Raw genomic sequence first — 17,385 nt, forward strand, 5'->3', positions numbered from 1 at the left:
GGCAGGGCGGCACGGCACGGCGGGGCGGCGCGGCGCGGCAGGGCGGGGCAGCGCGGCAGGGCGGGGCGGGGCGGCCGAAGCAGACCGCGCGGGGCGGGGTGGACTCGGCACGGCGCGGCACGCACGACCGGCAGGTCGCGGCGGGGCAGGGCAGCTGGGGTCGAGCCGGCCGGCCGGAGCAAGGCGGGCCGGGGCAGCGCGGGGCAGCCGGAGCGAGGCGGGGCCGGGGCAGCCCGGGCCGGAGCGAGGCGAGGATATGGGAATGCCCGTCGGCGGGTGGCCGACGGGCATTGGGTGGAGAAGCTCCCCCGATTGGACTCGAACCAATAACCTGCCGGTTAACAGCCGGCTGCTCTGCCAATTGAGCTACAGGGGATCGTGCACCGCTCGGAGAACCGGATCTCGCCGGCACCGTGCGACGGGGACAAGAGTACAGGACATCCCCCGCTGGCGGTCCAGTGGGTTGCACCCGCAGCTGCCTTGATCCAGTTTCGCAGGTCAGGATTACGCCGCGAATCGCAATCGGGGCAAATCGCCATCCGGGCACAAGCAGGCTTGAGCGGGGAGCAGGATGGGTAGTTAGCTGCGGACAGAGGACGCAGGCGCGAATTGGTCGTGCCCGACGGGGCAACCCGATGGGGCGACGGCGCGTCAGGTACGGAAGGAGCCGCCATGCGCGGAAAGATCATGTTTCTTGGCGGGCTGGCTGCGGGATTCGTCCTGGGCGCCCGTGCCGGCCGGGAGAAGTACGAAGAGCTCGTGGTCCGGGGCCGCAAGGTGCTCGACCACCCGACCGTGCAGGAGGCGGCCGGGGTCGCGCAGGCCCAGGCCAACCGGCTCTACAGCGAGGGCAAGGACAAGCTCGGCCAGACCAAGCTCGGCGAGAAGCTGGGTAACGGCAGCACCGGCAACCAGGAGCTGACCGCCGCCGACGACGCGTTCGCCGGCACGCCCGCCACGGTGGGCGCCAAGGCGGGCTCCAGCTCGGTCGGCACGACCTCCGGGTCGCCGTCGGCCACCACCCCCCGCACCAAGCCGTCCGGCTCGGGCACCAACGCAAGCACGCTCTGACCCACCCGCACGTCGACGGGCCGGCCGCCGCGAGGCGACCGGCCCGTGATGTGTGCAGATCATGGTCCGGACGCACCGAGCCGTGGCCCGGCCCGGTGGTCGTCGGGCCGGGCGCGGGGGCTCGGTCAGTCCTTGCTGCTGAACGCCGCGTCGAAGGCGGCGCTCGGCGCGTCGAAGGCGAGCCGGCGGACGAACTGCAGCGCCTCCGGGGCACCCAGCAGGCGGTCCATTCCGGCGTCCTCCCACTCGACGGAGATCGGGCCGGTGTAGCCGATCGCGTTCAACGCCCGGAAGCAGTCCTCCCACGGGACGTCGCCGTGGCCGGTGGAGACGAAGTCCCAGCCGCGGCGCAGGTCGGCCCAGGGCAGGTGCGAGGCGAGCCGGCCGCGTCGGCCGTCGCCGGTACGCACCTTCGCGTCCTTGCAGTCGACGTGGTAGATCCGGTCGGCGAAGTCGAAGATGAAGTTCACCGGGTCCAGCTCCTGCCAGACGAAGTGCGACGGGTCCCAGTTCAGCCCAAACGCGGGCCGGTTGCCGATCGCCTCCAGCGTCCGCTTCGTCGTCCAGTAGTCGTACGCGATCTCGCTGGGGTGCACCTCGTGCGCGAACCGCACCCCCACCTCGTCGAACACGTCGAGGATCGGGTTCCACCGGTCGGCGAAGTCCTGGTAGCCGCGCTCGATCATCGACGGCGGCACGGGCGGGAACATCGCCAGGGTGTGCCAGATCGACGAGCCGGTGAAGCCGACGACGGTGTTCACCCCGAGCTTCGCGGCCGCCCGCGCGGTGTCCTTGATCTCCTCGGCGGCCCGCTGGCGGACGCCCTCGGGTTCCCCGTCGCCCCAGATGCGGCCGGGCAGGATGTCCTGGTGCCGCTCGTCGATCGGGTGGTCGCAGACCGCCTGACCGACCAGGTGGTTGGAGATCGTGAAGACCTGGAGGTTGTGCTTCGCGAGGGTCTCCTTCTTACGCTCGACGTACGAGTCGTCGGCGAGCGCCTTGTCGACCTCGAAGTGGTCGCCCCAGCAGGCGATCTCCAGACCGTCGTAGCCCCACTCGGAGGCGAGCCGGCAGACCTCCTCGAACGGAAGGTCGGCCCACTGGCCGGTGAAGAGCGTGATGGGTCGCGCCATTGTCCTTCTCCCCTGATGTGATGGGGATTCCGTTGTGCGGACCGGGGCGAGGGTGACCGGTCAGACCGGTACGCGGGACCGAGGCGGATCGCCGGTGGGTGCCGAGCGCACCTGAGCCCGGCGGGTTGCGCCTCCCACCGGGTCACCGGCCACCGTCACGGTCGCCGCCCCCACCCTATTTCCGTCGAGCCCATCGCGAAAGCCCTGGGGTGTCAGCCGACCGCTTCTTCGGGTGCGGGCAGGAACGCCCGGACGGTGAAACCGCCGTCGGGGTTCGGGCCGGCGTTCAGGGTGCCGCCGACCCGCTCGACGCGGCGGCGGACCGCCGGCAGACCGCCACCGGCACGCGCAGCGCCTTCCACAGGTGGCGCGCCGTCGTCGCGTACCTCGATGGTGATGCCCTGGTCGTCGTAGCGCAGGCGGACCGCGACGGCCGCGCCCGGCGCGTGCCGGCACGCGTCGGTCAGGGCCTCTTCGATGATCCGGTACGCCGCCACGTCCACCGCCTCGGGCAGCGGCCGGGGCGCCCCTCCCAGGCTCCAGCGCACGGGCTGACCTGCGACGAAGCCCTCCACCAGAGCGTCGAGGCGGTTCAGGCTGGGTGGCGGGCCGGTCAACGGGTCGGGCTCGTCGACCTGGCGCAGCGCGTCGTGCAGCCGGCGCCCCTGCGCCTCGACGACCTGGCGCCATCGCGCGTAACGCCCCATGCCGGTCAAGGTACTCCCAGCCGGCCGGGTGTCAGCCTGCCGCATCGGCACAACCGGCGGGACGCCGTCGGCGCGGCGGCGGTGAGGTACCGCCGCGCCGACAGCGTCATCGGATGCTTCGCCGGGGCCGTCGGTCACGTCCGACGACCCCGGCGAGTGCTGCGCTCGATCAGGGCAGGGTCCACTTCTGGTTGGCCGCGCCGTTGCAGGTCCAGAGGTGGACGATCGTGCTGTCCGCCGAGTTGTTGCCGGAGACGTCGAGGCACTTGCTCGTGGCCGCGTTGCGCAGGCTGCCGTCGGACTGGGCCGCCCAGTTCTGCGCGCCGGTGCCGTTGCAGGTCCAGAGCTGGATCTTGGTGCCGTCGGCGGTGGCGCTGCCGGACACGTCGAGGCACTTGCCGAGCGCCTTGACCGTCGAGTTCGGCGTCACGGTCCAGGTCTGCGCCGTACTGCCGTTGCAGGTGTAGATCTGGATCTGGGTGCCGTCGGCCGTGGCGCCGCTGCGGACGTCCAGGCACTTGCCGGCGAGGCCCTTCACCGGGCCGACCCCGTTGGTACCGCCGGTCCCCCTGTTCAGGGTGAAGTCGTCCACGTCGAAGAGCCCGGTGCCGCTGCCGTTGAACGTCAGGTACAGGTTCTGGGTGCCGGACGGGACGTTGGACAGCGCGGCCGTGACGTTGGCGTACGTGCTCCAACTGCCGGTGTTCGGCACCGTGACAGTGCCCAGCAACGGCCCGGTGGCGGAGCCGGTACGGACTCCGATGGTGCCGCCCGTGCCACCCGAGACGACCCGGGAGGTGAACGAGGTGACGCCGGTCAGGTCCACGCCGTTGTACGCGGCCCAGTCGCCCGGCTCGATGTAGCCGAGGGTCTGACCGCCGTTGGCGCCCGCCTTGGTGAACGCGCTGACGCCGTTGGCCGAGCTGAACGCCTCGGCCTGGATCGTGGTGTTGCCGGTCGGCGGGTTGCTGCCGCCCAGCTCCTTGATCCGGATGTTGCGGAAGTAGGCGTCGTCACCCGTACCGTGGTTCTGGATGCCGATGTGGCCGGCCAGCGACCGTACCGGATCGGTGTTGGTGAAGTCGTTGATCTTCACGCCGTTGAGGAAGATCTGTAGGCGCTCACCCTCGACCAGCAGCTCGTAGGTGTTCCACTCCCCTGGCGCGTTGAGCGCCGCGTCGCGGGCCGCGAGGTCCGCGGACTTGAAGGTGTAGACCGATCCGGTGGTACGGTCCGCCGCGTCGGTGGCGTCGATCTGGATCTCGTAGCCGTTGTCCACGGCCGACCACGGGTCGCTCGACGGCGGGAAGCCGATGAAGATGCCCGAGTTGTCGTCGCCGGCCAGCTTCCAGTCCAGCTTCAGCGAGTAGTTCGTGAACTGCTTCGCGCTGTACCAGTACAGGCCCATGCCGCCCACCGAGGTGAGGGTGGCGTCGGAGTTGGTGAAGTTGCCCGGACCGGCCTGCGACCAGCCGGTGGTCGAGCCGTTGTAGAGCGGCGTGTAGCCGGTCTCCGGCCGGCAGTCGGCCTTGCTGCGGCCGGCCGCGTACCGGATGCCGCCGAGCAGGTGGTTACGGAAGGCCGGCTCGGCGTACGACGCCTGGGTGTGCCCGCTGCCGGTGTAGAAGGACCGGCCACCGCTGTAGCTCTTGCACCAGGAGTGCGGGTGGTCGGCGCCCATCCCGCCACCGGAGTACGACGACTCGTCGAGCGTGGCGAGCACGTGTGCGGTGGACCGGGCGTTGGTGCGGTAGTTGTACCACTCGTCGGTGCGGGTCCAGGTCTGCGGCAGGTGGCCGGTCGCCGCGTGCCCCCGGTCCTCGACCTTGACGTTGGCCTGCTGGATGGCCGGGTGCGAGGCGAACCACGCGCCGACCAGGTTGCCGTAGAACGGCCAGTCGTACTCGGTGTCGGCGGCGGCGTGCACGCCCACGTATCCGCCGCCCGAGCCGATGTACGACTCGAAGGCGGTCTGCTGGGTGGCGTTGAGCACGTCGCCGGTGGTGTTGAGGAAGACGACCGCCTCGTACTGGGCGAGGTTGCCGGTGGTGAACGCGGCGGCGTCCTCGGTGGCGGTGACGGTGAAGCTGTTCGCGGCGCCCAGGTCACGGATGGTCTGGATGCCGACCGGGATCGCGTCGTGCCGGAAGCCGGCGGTCTTGGAGAAGACCAGCACGTCGTACGGGGCGTCGGCGGCGCTGGCCGGGGTGGCCGGGGTCGTGCAGGCGATGACGGCGAGGACGGCGGCGCTCGCGCCGAGGACGTTTCGCAGGAGTCTGCGCATGTCGCTCTCCTTCGGGACGGTGGGGAGGGGCTCCCGTGCGGCGGGAGCCCCTCCGCTCAGCTCAGGGCAGGGTCCACTTTTGGTTCGCGGCGGCGGTGCAGGTCCAGAGGTCCACCACGGTGCTGTCCGCGGAGTTGCTTCCGGACACGTTCAGGCACTTGCCGGACGCGACGTTGCGCAGCGTTCCGTCGACCTGCGCGGCCCAGTTCTGCGCCCCGGTGCCGTTGCAGGTGTAGAGCTGGATCTTGGTGCCGTCGGCGGTGCCGGCACCGGAGACGTCCAGACACTTACCCAACGACTTGATGGTGGAGTTCGGCGTGACCGCCCAGGTCTGCGCCGCGCTGCCGTTGCAGGTGTAGATCTGGATCTGCGTGCCGTCCGCGGTGGCGGCGTTCCGCACGTCCAGGCACTTCCCGCCCAGACCCTTGATCGGACCGGTCCCGCCGGTGGGGGCCGAGCCGGTGGTGAAGGTGAAAGCGTCCAGGTCGTACAGCGCGCCGGTGCCCGTACCCGCGAAGGTCAGGTAGAGCGTGGTGGTGCCGGTCGGCGGGTTGGCGATCGCCCCCGTGACGGTGGTGAAGGTTTCCCAGCCGCCGGTCACCGGGACCGTGGCCGAGCCGAGCACCGTGCCGGTGGCCGAGCCGGCCCGCACCTGGAGGGTGCCACCGGAGCCTGCCGACGAGACCCGGGCGGTGAACGAGGTGACGTTGCCCAACCGGTACGGCTGGAACGCGATCCAGTCGCCGTTGTTGATGTCGCCGACGGTCTTACCGCCCTCGGCCGGGGTCTTGCTGAACACGTTGACACCGGACGAGCTGCCGAAGAACTCGGCCTGGCGGTGGCGCGGCGGCAGGGTGTGCTGCGTGTGCGTGGTCAGACCACCGGCGTCGGTGTACTCGGCGTCGAAGATGGCGAAGATGTTCGCGGCGTCGTCGTGCTCCCCGTCGACCGGGATCGTGATCGAGCCGGAGCAGCCGGTCTTCGAGGTGATCTGGTGCCCGTGCTGGTCGTGGCCGAGCACGTAGGTCATCTTGACCTTGGTGCAGTCGACGGTGCCGTCCTCGGGGTCGGTCACGGTGATGCTGTACGGCACCGTGTCACCGAAGCTGAAAAGCTGCCCGTTGCCGGGGTTGTTGATGGTCACCGTGGGCGCGGTGTTGCCGACGTTGATCTGCACGCTGGCGCTGCCGGTGGCGCCCTGCGGGTCTCGTACGGTCAGCGTCGCCGTGTAGGTGCCGTTGGTGCTGTAGGTCTTCGTCGGGTTCGCCGCCGTGGAGGTGGTGCCGTCGCCGAAGTTCCACGAGTAGGTCAACGCCCCACCCTCGGGGTCGGACGAGCCGGCCGAGGAGAACGTCACCGCCAGTGGGGCCGCGCCGGACGTCTTGTTGGCGCTCGCGGCGGCGTTGGGCGCCCGGTTGCCGCCGGCGACGTAGTCGAAGCGGTAGAGCGCCGAGTTGACGTCGCCGTTGAAGTAGCCGGTGCCGTAGTCGAGCACGTAGTAGGCGCCGTCCGGGCCGAAGGCCGAGTCCATCACCTGCTTGCCGACCCACGGGAAGGTGTCGATGGTGCCCCGGGAGCCGTCGGAGTTGACGTGGATGGGCTTGATCCAGCCCCGGCCGAACTCGGTGGCGAAGAACTGCCCGTCGAACGACTGCGGGAACTTGGTGGTGGAGGTCGACGAGGCGTTGTACCGGTAGACCGGGCCGCCCATCGGCGACTCGGAGCCGCCGCCGAACTCGGTCGGGGTGCCGGCGTCGCCGGCGTACCGGATCCAGGCCGGCTGGGCCGGCGGCAGGGTGGTCAGGCCGGTGTTGCGGAACGAGTTGTTGGTCGGCCCGCCGGTGCAGTTGTACTTCGCCCCGCTGGCGTTGGTGGCGAAGTCCCACTCGTTGTACGTCTCGGTGCTGGTGTTGGTGCCGGTGCAGTACGGCCAGCCGTAGTTGCCCGGCGCCGCGACCCGGTTGAACTCCACCTGACCGGACGGCCCACGGGTGGAGCTGGTGGAGCCGGCGTCCGGCCCGTAGTCACCGACGTAGACGACCCCGGTGCCCTTGTCCACGCTGATCCGGAACGGGTTCCGGAACCCCATCGCGTAGATCTCGGGTCGGGTCTTGGCCGTGCCGGGCGCGAACAGGTTGCCCGACGGGATGGAGTACGTCCCGTTGGTGTTCACCTTGATCCGCAGGATCTTGCCCCGCAGGTCGTTGGTGTTGCCGGCGCTGCGCTGCGCGTCGTACGCCGGGTTGCGGTTGGTCCGCTCGTCCAGGGGCGAGTAGCCGGCCGACTCGAACGGGTTGGTGTCGTCGCCGGTGGACAGGTAGAGGTTGCCGGCGGCGTCGAAGTCGATGTCACCGCCGACGTGGCAGCACAGACCGCGGTCGGCTGGTACGTCGAGGACGTCGACCTTGCTGGCCTGGTTGACGGTGAAGTCGCTGTTGAGGGTGAACCGGGAGAGGCGGTTCACTCCCTGCCAGGCCGAGAAGTCGGTGCCGGTAGCGGGCGCGTCACCCGCGGGGGTGGACAGCGGGGGCGCGTAGTAGAGGAAGATCTGCCGGTTGCTGGCGAAGTTCGGGTCGACGCCGACGCCCTGCAGCCCCTCCTCGTCGTGGTTGTAGACCGACAGGGTGCCGATCACCGAGGTGGTGCCGTTCGCGTCGGTGCGGCGCAGGGTGCCGTTGCGGGCGGTGTGCAGGACCGAGCGGTCCGGCAGGACGGCCAGCGACATCGGCTCGCCCATGTCGGAGACCCCGCGGGCGAGTTCGACCTGCTGGAAGTCGGTGGCGTTGATCGTGTGCGCCTGGGCCGGTGTCGCGCTGGCGGTGAGGGTGACCGTGCCGGCCGCGGCCACGAGGAGCAGGGCCGATCCGGCGGAGAACCATCGTCGGGACCGTGGAGTGGGTCTGTCCTTCATGGACATGTGTGCTGTCCCTTCCTGACGGGTAGCCAGGGCGGGGCGCGCGCCGTCGCGCCGGATGCCGTAGCGGGTGGTGGGGTCGATGGGTTACCGCGCCGCCGGTTCACCTCGACGAAACATTGTCGTGTTGGCCCCGACACTAAATTGCGCGTGTCGATGTGTCCATACCTTCCGGTCGCCCGGCACGAACTTTCGTCGATCTGACCGAAAGTCGGCGGGTCAGGCGCGCCGGTCGATGGCCTGCGCGGCCAACGCGACGAGCGCGCTCCGGGCCTCCTCGCCCACCGCCGCGCTCCGCAACGCGGTCAACGCCGCCTCGGTGCGTACCCGGATCATCTGTTCGATCCGCTCGCGGGCGCCGGTGGCCTGGATGATCTCGCGCAGGTCACCGGCGCCGTCGGCGTCCAACGTGGGGTTGCCGAACAGTTCCTTCAGCCGCGCGGTCTGCGACCGGTCCGCGGCGCTGCGGGCCAGCGCCATCATCACCGTGGGCTTGCCCTCGCGCAGGTCGTCCAGGATCGACTTGCCGGTGACCGCCGGATCACCGAACACACCCAACACGTCGTCACGGAGCTGGAACGCGTCCCCCAACGGATCGCCGAACTCGCCGAGAGCCGCGATCAGCTCCGGTCCCGCGCCGGCCAGCGCCGCGCCGATCTGCAACGGTCGGGTGACCGTGTACCGGGCCGCCTTCATCCGTATCACCGTGAGGGCGCTGGCCACCGAACCGTCGCCCACCCCGGAGACCAGGTCCAGGTACTCCCCCGCGATCACCTCGGTACGCATCAACGCGAACACGGCGTAGCCCCGGTGCACCTGCTCGGTCTGCAACCCGCACTCGTGGAACATCTGATCCGACCAGGCCGCGCAGAGATCGCCACAGAGCAGCGCGGTGTTGCGCCCGTACGCCTCGGGGTCGCCGCGCCACGACGAACGGGCGTGCAGGTCGGCGAAGAGGCGGTGCACCGACGGCTCACCCCGGCGGCGGTCACTGCCGTCCAGGATGTCGTCGTGGATCAGCGCGAACGCGTGGAACAGTTCCAACGCCGCCGCGGCCACCACGATCGGGGTGCCGTCGGCCGCCCCGGCGCCACGCCAGCCCCAGTAGCAGAACAGCGGACGCAGCCGCTTCCCACCGGCCAGCACGAATCGTTGCAGCGCGGTGAACACGCCACGCGGCGCGCCGTCGGGCCAGTCCGGGCCCTGCCGGTCGAGGAACGCGGCCAGCTCCGCGTCGAAGCGCGCCCGCAGACCGTTGGTGTCGGTGGGCGCGACGGTGACGGTCACGTCCGATCTCCCGGACCCTGCGCACCGGCGGCGCTTAACCCGGCCAGTTCCAGTAACAGCCCCTTGACCTCGGTGGCCGCGATCCGGTCCCGGGCGGCGGACGGGTCGGAGCAGAGCAGCACCGGGGCGTCCGCCGGGTCGCTGGGCAGCCGCCCGTGCGAACCACGGATGGCCCGGGCGCCGGCGTCCAGTCCGACGGCGCTCATCAGGTAGCGCATGCCGAGCTTCTTGCGGGCCAGCGCCACGCCGGCACGAGCCTTGGCGGCACCGGGATTGGCCGGGTCGAAGAACAGCTCGGCCGGGTCGTACCCCGGCTTGCGGTGGATCTCCACCAGCCGGGCGAAGTCGGGTGCGTTGGCGTCGTCGAGCCAGTAGTAGTAGGTGAACCAGGAGTCCGGCTCGGCCACCAGCACCAGCTCACCGGCGCGCGGATGGTCCAGCCCAGCCGCGGCCTTGCCGTCGGCGTCGAGCACCTCGGCCACGCCGGGCAGCCCCGCGCAGAGCTTCGCCACGGCCGGCACGTCGGCCGGGTCCTTGACGTAGACGTGCGCGACCTGGTGGTCGGCGACGGCGAACGCCTTGGACGTCCACGGGTCGAGGTACTCCATGCCGGCCTGGGTGTGCACCCGCAGCAGCCCCTCGGCGCGCAGCAGCCGGTTGACGTCGACCGGCCGGGACACGTCGGTGATGCCGTACTCGGAGAGCACCACCACCGTCGCGTCGCGGGCCCGGGCGGCGTCCAGCAGTGGGCCGAGGACGGCGTCCAGCTCGGCGGCGGCGGCAGCGGCCTCGGCCGACGAGGGACCGAAGCGTTGCAGGTCGTAGTCCAGGTGCGGGACGTAGACCAGGGTCAGGTCGGGCGACACGTCGGCCAGGATCTGCTCGGCGGCCTGGCAGATCCACTTCGACGACGGCAGCCCGGCGGTCGGCCCCCAGTAGGTGAACAGCGGGAACGTGCCCAGCCGCCCGGTGAGCGCGTCGTGCAGCTCCGGCGGGTCGGTGTAGCAGTCCGGCTCCTTGCGGCCGTCGGCGTAGTAGACCGGGCGGGGCGTGACGGTCCAGTTGACGTCCGCGCCCATGGCGTACCACCAGCAGACGTTGGCCACGGTGTAGCCCGGCTCGGCCCGTCGGGCCGCGTGCCACAGCTTGTCCCCGCCGACCAGCGCGTTGTGCTGCCGCCACAGCAGCACCTCGCCCAGCTCCCGGAAGTACCACCCGTTGCCGACGATGCCGTGCCCGCTGGGCTGCTCGCCGGTGAGGAAGGTGGACTGCACCGAGCAGGTCACCGCGGGCAGCACCGTACCCAGCTCGGCCCGGAAGCCACCGTCGGCGACGCCGCGCAGTCGAGGCATGTGCTTCAGCAGTCGCGGGGTCAACCCCACCACGTCGAGGACCACCAGTCGCCGGCTCATCGCGTCACCCCCATGCTCACGTTTTGGTTGGTGGTCAGCCCGAGGCCGACCAGTTCGTCGCGGGCGAAGGCCAGCTCGGCGGCGATGCCGGCGGCCAGCTCCGCGTCGGTGCCGGGCCGCCGGGCGGCCGGCAGAACACCCCAGGTGTACGTCTCGACGTCGAGGTGGTCGCAACCGGCGACCGGCCCGTCGAAGAGCGCTCTCAGGGCTGCGCGGAGAACCGGCAGGGTCGAACCGAGCGGCTCCTCGGGCGGGGCGTGCAGTGGCACGTGGTAGTGCACCCGCCACGGGCCGGGAAGCTTCCGGTCCAGCGCCTCGTCGAGGTCGTCGGCGGCGTACGCCGCGTCGGCCGGGTCGGCCAGGTGCGCGCACCCGGCGCCGCGGGTCTGGTGCAGGAAGCGCGGCTCCACCCAGCGGCGCAGCGCGTCGGCTCCACCGGCCGGGTCGGCAGCCTCGACGGCGGCGGAGACCTGCACCTTCACCACCGGCAGCCCGGCGGCCCGCAGTCGGTCCAGCGCCGCGGCCGGCTCCTCCCAGGCACACGCCAGGTGTGCGAGGTCGAGGCAGACGCCGAGCCGGTCGGTGTCCATGCCGGACAGCAGCGCGGCGGCCTGCCCGGTGCTCTCCACCACGCAGCCGGGCTCCGGCTCGAACGCCACCCGCACCTCGCGGCCGGTGTCGCGCTGCACGGCGGCCAGACCGGCGGCGAGCTGGTCGAGCCGCCGCCGTGCGGCGTCGGCCATGTCGCTGTCCCACGGCTGCCGCCAGGCCAGCGGCAGGGTGGAGATCGACCCCCGGGCCGCGTCGTCGGGCAGCAGGTCCGCGAGCACCCGAGCCAGATCCAGGGTGTACGTCAACCGCTGCTCGGTGGTCCAGTCCGGGTGGTACACGTCCTGCTTGACCACGGGAGCCTGGAAGGCCGCGTACGGGAAGCCGTTGAGGGTGACCACCTCCAGACCCCGCGCGTCGAGTTCGGCGCGCAGCCGGCGGCGCAGCGTCGGGTCGGCGGCCAGTTCGGCGGCGACCGGGGCGGCCAGCCACAGGCCCAGCCCGAGCAGATCGCTGCCGAGCGCCTGACGCACCGGCACCGCGTAGGTGTCCAGTTGGGCGAGGATGCCGGTCAGGTCCTCCGCGGGGTGCACGTTGGTGCAGTAGCCGAGGTGGACGGTCTCGCCGCCGGCATGTCGCAGCCGCATCAGCTGCCCCCGCGCAGGATCGAGTTGCCGGTCTGCGGGTCCACGGCGGCCGGGTCCTCCACGTCGCTGAGGTCGAGTCGCCCCGACTGACCGTAGAACTCGACCGGGTTGCGCCACAGCACCTTGTCGACGTCGTCGTCGCCGAATCCGGCCTCCAGCATCGCCTCGCCGGTGGCCCGGGTCAGCAGCGGGTCGGAGCGCCCCCAGTCGGCGGCCGAGTTGACCAGCATCCGTTCCGTGCCGTACTCGCGCAGCAGCTCGACCATCCGCGACGGCGTCATCTTGGTGTCCGGGTAGATGGAGAAGCCGAGCCAGCAGCCGCTGTCCTTGACGAGCTTGACGGTCACCTCGTTGAGGTGGTCGACGACCACTCGGCCGGCGTCGATGCCGGATTCGGCGACCACGGCGAGGGTCCGCTCGCAGCCGCGCGCCTTGTCCCGGTGCGGAGTGTGCACCAGCGCCGGCAGGTCGTACGCCACGGCGAGGGCGAGCTGCGCCGCGAACGCCTCGTCCTCCTCGGGCGTCATCGAGTCGTAGCCGATCTCTCCGACCGCAACGACCGCGTCCTTGTCCAGGTAGCGCGGCAACAAGTCGAGCACCGGCCGGCAGCGCGGGTCGTTGGCTTCCTTGGGGTTCAGCGCGATCGTGGCGAAGTGGCGCACCCCGAACTGCCCGGCCCGGAACGGCTCCCAGCCGATCAGCGAGTCGAAGTAGTCGACGAACGACGCGGCGCTGGTACGCGGCTGCCCCAGCCAGAACGCCGGCTCGACCACCGCGCGTACGCCGGCGCCTGCCATCCGTTCGTAGTCGTCCGTGGTGCGCGAGGTCATGTGGATGTGAGGGTCGAAGATGCGCATTCACGCCTCCCGGGGCAGTGCGGCGGTGAGCCGGTGGAGCAGGTCGGTGGCGTCGGCGGGCAGGTCCCGGCCGGCGGCGTGCCGTTCGGCGGCGAGCGCGGCGAGCATCGCGGCCAGCTCGCCGTCGGCCCGAGCGTCCAGGTCGGCCACCGCGGCGAGGGGAACCCCGCTGAACACGCACTTGAGCACCGCCTGCCGCCACGCGGCCGCGTCGAGGTGCCGGGCGTACGGGCCGAGCGCGGCGGCGACCAGCCGGGTGTCGTTGGTCCGGATCGCGTCGTGCAGCAGAGGAACCGCCTCGGGGCCGATCGGCAGCAGCGGCAGGGCCCGCAACACGGCCCGCCGTTCGGCGGCGTCGCCGTGCTGGTAGAGGCTCTCGGCGTACGCGGCGTGCTCGCCGGGCAGGCTGGCCAGCAGCAGCACCCGGGCCGCGTCGTCGGCCGTCCAGCCGGGTGCGTCGGGCAGCGCGCCGCGACCGCAGCGCCGCCCGGCGGAGGGGAAGAGCCGGGTGATCGCGGTGGGCTCGGCCGCGACCCGGCGCAGCGCCGTGTCCAGCCAGTCGGGATCGGGTACGCCTCGCAGCGCGGCCCGCAGTGAATCCGGTGTCATCCCGTCTCCTCCCCTTGCACTGCTGTGCTGCTGAACTGCCGTGCGTGCCGTGCTGCCCTCAGTGCCGTGCTGCTGGGCCGGCCGGCTGCTGCGCGGCGCGGCGGGCACCCCAGGCACGTCCTTTGCTCTGCTTCACTCCAGGAGACGGCCGGTGTTCGGATATCGGACGGTCGCTGTTTCCTCCGTTGAAGCAGAGCAAAGGACGTCAGCGGGGACCTCGCCCCCGGTGGGCCGGGCACCGACCGTCGCGGCGGCCCGCAGGAACTCGATCGACCGGGCGGCCACGGCGGGCGCGGCGTGCGAGTCGCGGGGTAGTTCCACCGCGACCAGGCCGCGGTAGCCGGCGTCCGCCAGAGCGGCCAGCACCGGCGGGAAGTCGATCTCGCCGGTGCCGAACTCCAGGTGCTCGTGCACCCCCCGGCGCATGTCGTCGATCTGCACATTGACCAGGTGCTCGGCCACCTCGGCGACGCACTGCGGCACCGGCCACGGCTCCAGGCACCGGCAGTGTCCGATGTCGAGGGTGATGCCGAGGCGGGTCGGTCCGCCGAGCGCCGCGTGCAGTCGACGCCAGTCGGCGATGTCCTGCACCAGCATCCCCGGCTCCGGTTCGAAGCCGAGGGTCACGCCCGCGCTGTCGGCGGCGTCGACAACTGTGGCGCAGCCGGCCACGAGCCGGTCCCACGCGCACTGCGGCGTTACCGTGTCCGGCCGGACACCGGCCCAGAAGGAGACCGCCTCCGCGCCCAGGTCGGCACCGATCCGCACCGCCCGGCGCAGGAACTCGATCCGCCGGGTGGGGTCGTCGTGCAGCAGCGTCGGAGCGTGCTTGTGCCAGGGGTCGAGCAGGTAGCGGGCCCCGGTCTCGATCACCACCCCGAGACCCAGCTCGGACAACCGTCGACCGACCGCGGCGATCCGGCGGGTGAGCCCGGGCGCGAACGGGTCCAGGTGATCGTGGTCCAGGGTGAGCGCCACCCCGTCGTAGCCGAGGTCGGCGATGACGGCGAGCGCGTCGTCGAGCCGGTGGTTGGCGAAGCCGTTCGTGCCGTACCCGAGGCGCAGCGTCGCCGCGTCGGCCACCGGTGAGCCGGCCTGCGCGATCGGGGCCTGCGCGATCGGGGCCTGCGCGATCGGGGCCTGCGGGGTCGGGGCCTGCGCGGCTGCGGGCTGGGCAGGTCGCGGTTGCGGCACCGTCATGTCGGTGAGACCTTCCGGGCCAGCCGGCGGCCCAGCGGCGCGGCCGCCGCGACGGCGAGCCCGAGAAGGCCCGCGCCGCCACGGGCGGTGAGCGCTCCCTGGAGGGCGGGCAGGCCGGTGATCCCGGCCCCGACCGCGGCGCGGACCTTCCCGGCCGACGGATCACGGACCACCTGGGCCTGGGCCGCGCCGTAGCGGGCGGCGTACCACCCGGCCAGCACCGCGGGCAGCGCGGCGGCCATCCCGGTCGACCAGGCTCGGCCCGTACCCACGGCGGCCCATCCGTCGGCCCCGGCCGGCCCGGCTCCGACATCGGCAGCGCAGCGAATGTCCGTGTCGGCGGTCCGACGTGCGCCGGGTACGGCGACGGCGGCGCTCGCGGCGACCATGGCGGTGCCGGCCAGCGTCCGCATCGGCAGGGTGGCGTCCGCGCCGCTGACCTCACGACGGGACAGTGCGGTGACCGTCCAGGTGTGGGCCGCGACGGTGGCCGCCGAGGGCAGCGCCCGCACCAGCCGGCCGTCGGATGCGCCCAGCAGCACGTCCAGCCCTCGGCAGGCGGCCATCACGGCGGGACCGGCGGCGGTGTTCTTGGCCAGCAGGTCGTACCCCCAAATGCTGGCGGCCAGCGGCACCGCGAGCGCGGCGGCGCGGCGACCGCCCACGACGGCGGCCAGGCCCACGCCGGCGGCGGTGAGGCCGGCGGCGAGACCCAGCGCGGCGGTCGGGGTGACCCGGCCGCTGGGGATCGGCCGTTCGGGGCGTTCGACGGCGTCGAGCCGCCGGTCGGCCCAGTCGTTGGCGGCCATGCCGGCCCAGTAGAGCAGGACCGACGCGCCCGCGAGGGCGGGGGTACGCGGACCGAGCGCGCCGGCCGCCGCCGCCCCGGCCACGACGTCACCGGGGACCGAGAGCGCGGCCGGCGCCCGGACCAGCTCGGCCAGGTCAGCCAGCGTTGTCATGGTCACCGTCCCGGCCGGCGTGCAGTCGCTGCGTGAAGTCGGTCAGCCGGGCCCACTGCTCGGCCAGCGCGTGGGTTGGCGTGCCGAGCGGGTCCTTGAAGAAGAAACCCAGGTCGGCCAGCGGTCCGACGAGCCCGGCGGCGTGCGCGGCAGCGGTGAGCCGGGCCAGGTCGAGCACGAGCGGCGCGGCCAGCGCCGAATCGCAGCCGTGCCAGGTGAACTCCATCCGCATACCGGTACCGAGGAAACCGGCGAAGGTGATCAGATCCCAGGCGGTTTTGAAGTCGCCCAGTTCCTCGACGTACTCGATGCGGGTGTTGCCCTGCGGGACGTAGCCCAGCGTCTCACCGAGCACGCGCTGCTTGCTCTGCACCTTCGCCGCGTTGGCGGCCGGGTCGGCGAGGGTTGCGCCGTCGCCGCCACCGAGCAGGTTCATCCCGGACCAGGAGCGTACGGCGAGGTTGCGCATCGCGAACATCGGCGCGAGCACCGACTTGACCAGGGTCTCGCCGGTCTTGCCGTCGTGCCCGGCGTACGGCAGGTGGCGCTCCTCGGCCAACGCGGCCAGCGCCGGCAGCCGCAGTCCGGTGGACGGCGTGAAGTCGACGTAGGGGCAGTCGGCGAGCAGGGCGGCGTACGCGTACAGGGAGCTGGGTGGCAGCACCTCGTCCGGACCGTCGAGGGCGGCGCGCAGCGCGGCCGGGTCGGCGTGCCCCGGGTGCGGTCGAGGCGCGGCCTCGGTGGCGGACACGTTGACCACCACCACGCGGTCCAGCCGATGGCGCGTGCGGAAGGCGGTGAGGTCGTCCACGACTGTCGCGACCCGGTCGGCCTGGGTGGCGCCGACCGGGGCCGGGCGCAGGTCCTGCTCGACGGCTGCCAGCTCGTCGCGGAGCGCGGCCACCAGGCGGCCGGGTATCACACCGGTGTCGGCGAGCGCCTCCGCCCGCTTGCTCAACGGCGTGGTGGCCACGTCGTGCCCACCGAAGACCAGGTCCGCGAAGGGCGGCAGGGCGGGGCCGCGCAGGTCCGGTAGTTCGGTGACGCAGCCGGTCGGCCCGGCCAGGCCGGCTCGCAGCGCGAGCCCCCCGACGATGCTGGTGGTCGCGACGGAACCCCGCGCTCCTACCAGCCAGACACCTGTTCGCATGGTGCTCCTTCCCCATTCACGAGGAACCGTCGGTACCGCTAAATATAGGAATATCAGAATATGTTTCGGAAAGATACGGCCCGGTTTCGGAAAAGTTTCGGACCAGGTGGATGGGCCCCGCCCGCCCGACCCGTACCGGTGGGACACCGGTTCCGGCGTCGGCGTCGGCGGCGACGACGACGGGCCGGCTCCCGGCACGGGTACGGGCAGACGGGGCTGGTAGGCAGGGTCGGTCGGCGTCTCGACCCTGCCTCCCCCGCATCCGCCGGTCGGGGCGTTGGCATGCCCCGACCGGACGTCTCAGGTTGCCGCGCCCACCGGATCGTCGACCGACGTACGGTCCGCCGGAGAGCGGCGGACGCCAGTGGCGCGGGTGGGGGCAGCGGCGGGCGATGTCATCGGGACCTCCGAATCGCCAGGGGGGGGTGGTGGCGGTCCTCCGGTGCGGCCGGGGAATCCCGGTCCGGTCGCACCGGACGACCGTCCTGCTCGTGCGCCACCGGGCCCGAAAGGGCCCGGCTGCACACTCTCCGGAGCCGACCTCGTCCCGGCCGCGGGGCGCAAACCGCGGCCGGTCCCTCGCCGGTCGGCTCCGGAAAGCCG

At 72.1% G+C, this 17,385-nt stretch carries 13 protein-coding genes and 1 tRNA gene; 1 reads left to right on the plus strand and 13 read right to left on the minus strand.

Annotated features, from left to right (window positions below; genetic code table 11):
- Positions 1 to 303: 303 nt before the first annotated feature.
- Positions 304 to 376: transfer RNA gene (locus ABZV06_RS30900), tRNA-Asn, on the minus strand.
- A 296-nt stretch (positions 377 to 672) separates the two neighbouring features.
- On the opposite strand from ABZV06_RS30900, the gene ABZV06_RS30905 reads away from it, so the two are divergent.
- Positions 673 to 1,071 carry a hypothetical protein gene (locus ABZV06_RS30905; protein WP_355244314.1) on the plus strand — a complete coding sequence of 133 codons (399 nt, stop codon included), beginning with the start codon at positions 673 to 675 and terminating at the stop codon, positions 1,069 to 1,071.
- Between the two features lie 125 nt (positions 1,072 to 1,196).
- On the opposite strand, the gene ABZV06_RS30910 is transcribed toward ABZV06_RS30905, so the two are convergent.
- From ABZV06_RS30910 to ABZV06_RS30965, 12 genes are all read right to left on the minus strand, one after another.
- Positions 1,197 to 2,204, minus strand: a complete 1,008-nt coding sequence (locus tag ABZV06_RS30910) for a sugar phosphate isomerase/epimerase family protein (RefSeq protein WP_355244312.1) — start codon at positions 2,202 to 2,204, stop codon at positions 1,197 to 1,199.
- A gap of 212 nt (positions 2,205 to 2,416) precedes the next feature.
- On the minus strand, positions 2,417 to 2,911 hold the full coding sequence (locus ABZV06_RS30915) for an ATP-binding protein (RefSeq protein ID WP_355625751.1): 495 nt from the start codon (positions 2,909 to 2,911) through the stop codon (positions 2,417 to 2,419).
- A 169-nt stretch (positions 2,912 to 3,080) separates the two neighbouring features.
- Positions 3,081 to 5,195 carry a ThuA domain-containing protein gene (locus ABZV06_RS30920; RefSeq protein ID WP_355625753.1) on the minus strand — a complete coding sequence of 705 codons (2,115 nt, stop codon included), beginning with the start codon at positions 5,193 to 5,195 and terminating at the stop codon, positions 3,081 to 3,083.
- A 61-nt stretch (positions 5,196 to 5,256) separates the two neighbouring features.
- Complete coding sequence (locus ABZV06_RS30925; protein ID WP_355625755.1) at positions 5,257 to 8,112, minus strand: PQQ-dependent sugar dehydrogenase; 2,856 nt, start codon at positions 8,110 to 8,112, stop codon at positions 5,257 to 5,259.
- 216 nt (positions 8,113 to 8,328) lie between these two features.
- Positions 8,329 to 9,396, minus strand: a complete 1,068-nt coding sequence (locus tag ABZV06_RS30930; protein ID WP_355244300.1) for a polyprenyl synthetase family protein — start codon at positions 9,394 to 9,396, stop codon at positions 8,329 to 8,331.
- Positions 9,393 to 10,808 (minus strand): nucleotide pyrophosphatase/phosphodiesterase family protein, encoded by a 1,416-nt coding sequence (locus ABZV06_RS30935; protein ID WP_355244297.1) that lies wholly within the window; start codon positions 10,806 to 10,808, stop codon positions 9,393 to 9,395. Before ABZV06_RS30935 ends, ABZV06_RS30930 begins: the two co-directional genes overlap by 4 nt.
- The gene (gene eboE / locus ABZV06_RS30940) at positions 10,805 to 12,004 is read right to left on the minus strand and encodes a metabolite traffic protein EboE (RefSeq protein ID WP_355625757.1); all 1,200 of its coding nucleotides are present in this window, start codon (positions 12,002 to 12,004) and stop codon (positions 10,805 to 10,807) included. Before eboE ends, ABZV06_RS30935 begins: the two co-directional genes overlap by 4 nt.
- The gene (locus tag ABZV06_RS30945; RefSeq protein ID WP_355244291.1) at positions 12,004 to 12,861 is read right to left on the minus strand and encodes a TatD family hydrolase; all 858 of its coding nucleotides are present in this window, start codon (positions 12,859 to 12,861) and stop codon (positions 12,004 to 12,006) included. The genes eboE and ABZV06_RS30945 overlap by 1 nt, the downstream gene beginning before the upstream one ends.
- Entirely contained in the window at positions 12,862 to 13,470 is a 609-nt protein-coding gene (locus tag ABZV06_RS30950; protein WP_355244288.1) for an EboA domain-containing protein, read from the minus strand.
- Positions 13,471 to 13,602: 132 nt separating this feature from the next.
- Entirely contained in the window at positions 13,603 to 14,670 is a 1,068-nt protein-coding gene (locus ABZV06_RS30955; RefSeq protein WP_355625759.1) for a sugar phosphate isomerase/epimerase family protein, read from the minus strand.
- A complete protein-coding gene (locus ABZV06_RS30960; RefSeq protein WP_355625761.1) occupies positions 14,667 to 15,632 on the minus strand; it encodes an SCO3242 family prenyltransferase in 966 nt (321 codons plus the stop codon). Before ABZV06_RS30960 ends, ABZV06_RS30955 begins: the two co-directional genes overlap by 4 nt.
- On the minus strand, positions 15,616 to 16,782 hold the full coding sequence (locus ABZV06_RS30965) for an inositol-3-phosphate synthase (protein WP_355625763.1): 1,167 nt from the start codon (positions 16,780 to 16,782) through the stop codon (positions 15,616 to 15,618). Before ABZV06_RS30965 ends, ABZV06_RS30960 begins: the two co-directional genes overlap by 17 nt.
- Between the last annotated feature and the right edge of the window lie 603 nt (positions 16,783 to 17,385).

Origin of the sequence: Micromonospora sp. NPDC005172 (assembly GCF_040608555.1) — a bacterium.
In the GTDB taxonomy this organism is placed as follows: domain Bacteria; phylum Actinomycetota; class Actinomycetes; order Mycobacteriales; family Micromonosporaceae; genus Micromonospora.

Coding starts and splice junctions, on each gene's coding strand:
- ABZV06_RS30905 (WP_355244314.1), top strand. CDS start 673: ATGCGCGGAAAGATCATGTTTCTTGGCGGGCTGGCTGCGGGATTCGTC.
- ABZV06_RS30910 (WP_355244312.1), bottom strand. CDS start 2,204: ATGGCGCGACCCATCACGCTCTTCACCGGCCAGTGGGCCGACCTTCCG.
- ABZV06_RS30915 (WP_355625751.1), bottom strand. CDS start 2,911: ATGGGGCGTTACGCGCGATGGCGCCAGGTCGTCGAGGCGCAGGGGCGC.
- ABZV06_RS30920 (WP_355625753.1), bottom strand. CDS start 5,195: ATGCGCAGACTCCTGCGAAACGTCCTCGGCGCGAGCGCCGCCGTCCTC.
- ABZV06_RS30925 (WP_355625755.1), bottom strand. CDS start 8,112: ATGTCCATGAAGGACAGACCCACTCCACGGTCCCGACGATGGTTCTCC.
- ABZV06_RS30935 (WP_355244297.1), bottom strand. CDS start 10,808: ATGAGCCGGCGACTGGTGGTCCTCGACGTGGTGGGGTTGACCCCGCGA.
- eboE (WP_355625757.1), bottom strand. CDS start 12,004: ATGCGGCTGCGACATGCCGGCGGCGAGACCGTCCACCTCGGCTACTGC.
- ABZV06_RS30945 (WP_355244291.1), bottom strand. CDS start 12,861: ATGCGCATCTTCGACCCTCACATCCACATGACCTCGCGCACCACGGAC.
- ABZV06_RS30950 (WP_355244288.1), bottom strand. CDS start 13,470: ATGACACCGGATTCACTGCGGGCCGCGCTGCGAGGCGTACCCGATCCC.
- ABZV06_RS30955 (WP_355625759.1), bottom strand. CDS start 14,670: ATGACGGTGCCGCAACCGCGACCTGCCCAGCCCGCAGCCGCGCAGGCC.
- ABZV06_RS30960 (WP_355625761.1), bottom strand. CDS start 15,632: ATGACAACGCTGGCTGACCTGGCCGAGCTGGTCCGGGCGCCGGCCGCG.
- ABZV06_RS30965 (WP_355625763.1), bottom strand. CDS start 16,782: ATGCGAACAGGTGTCTGGCTGGTAGGAGCGCGGGGTTCCGTCGCGACC.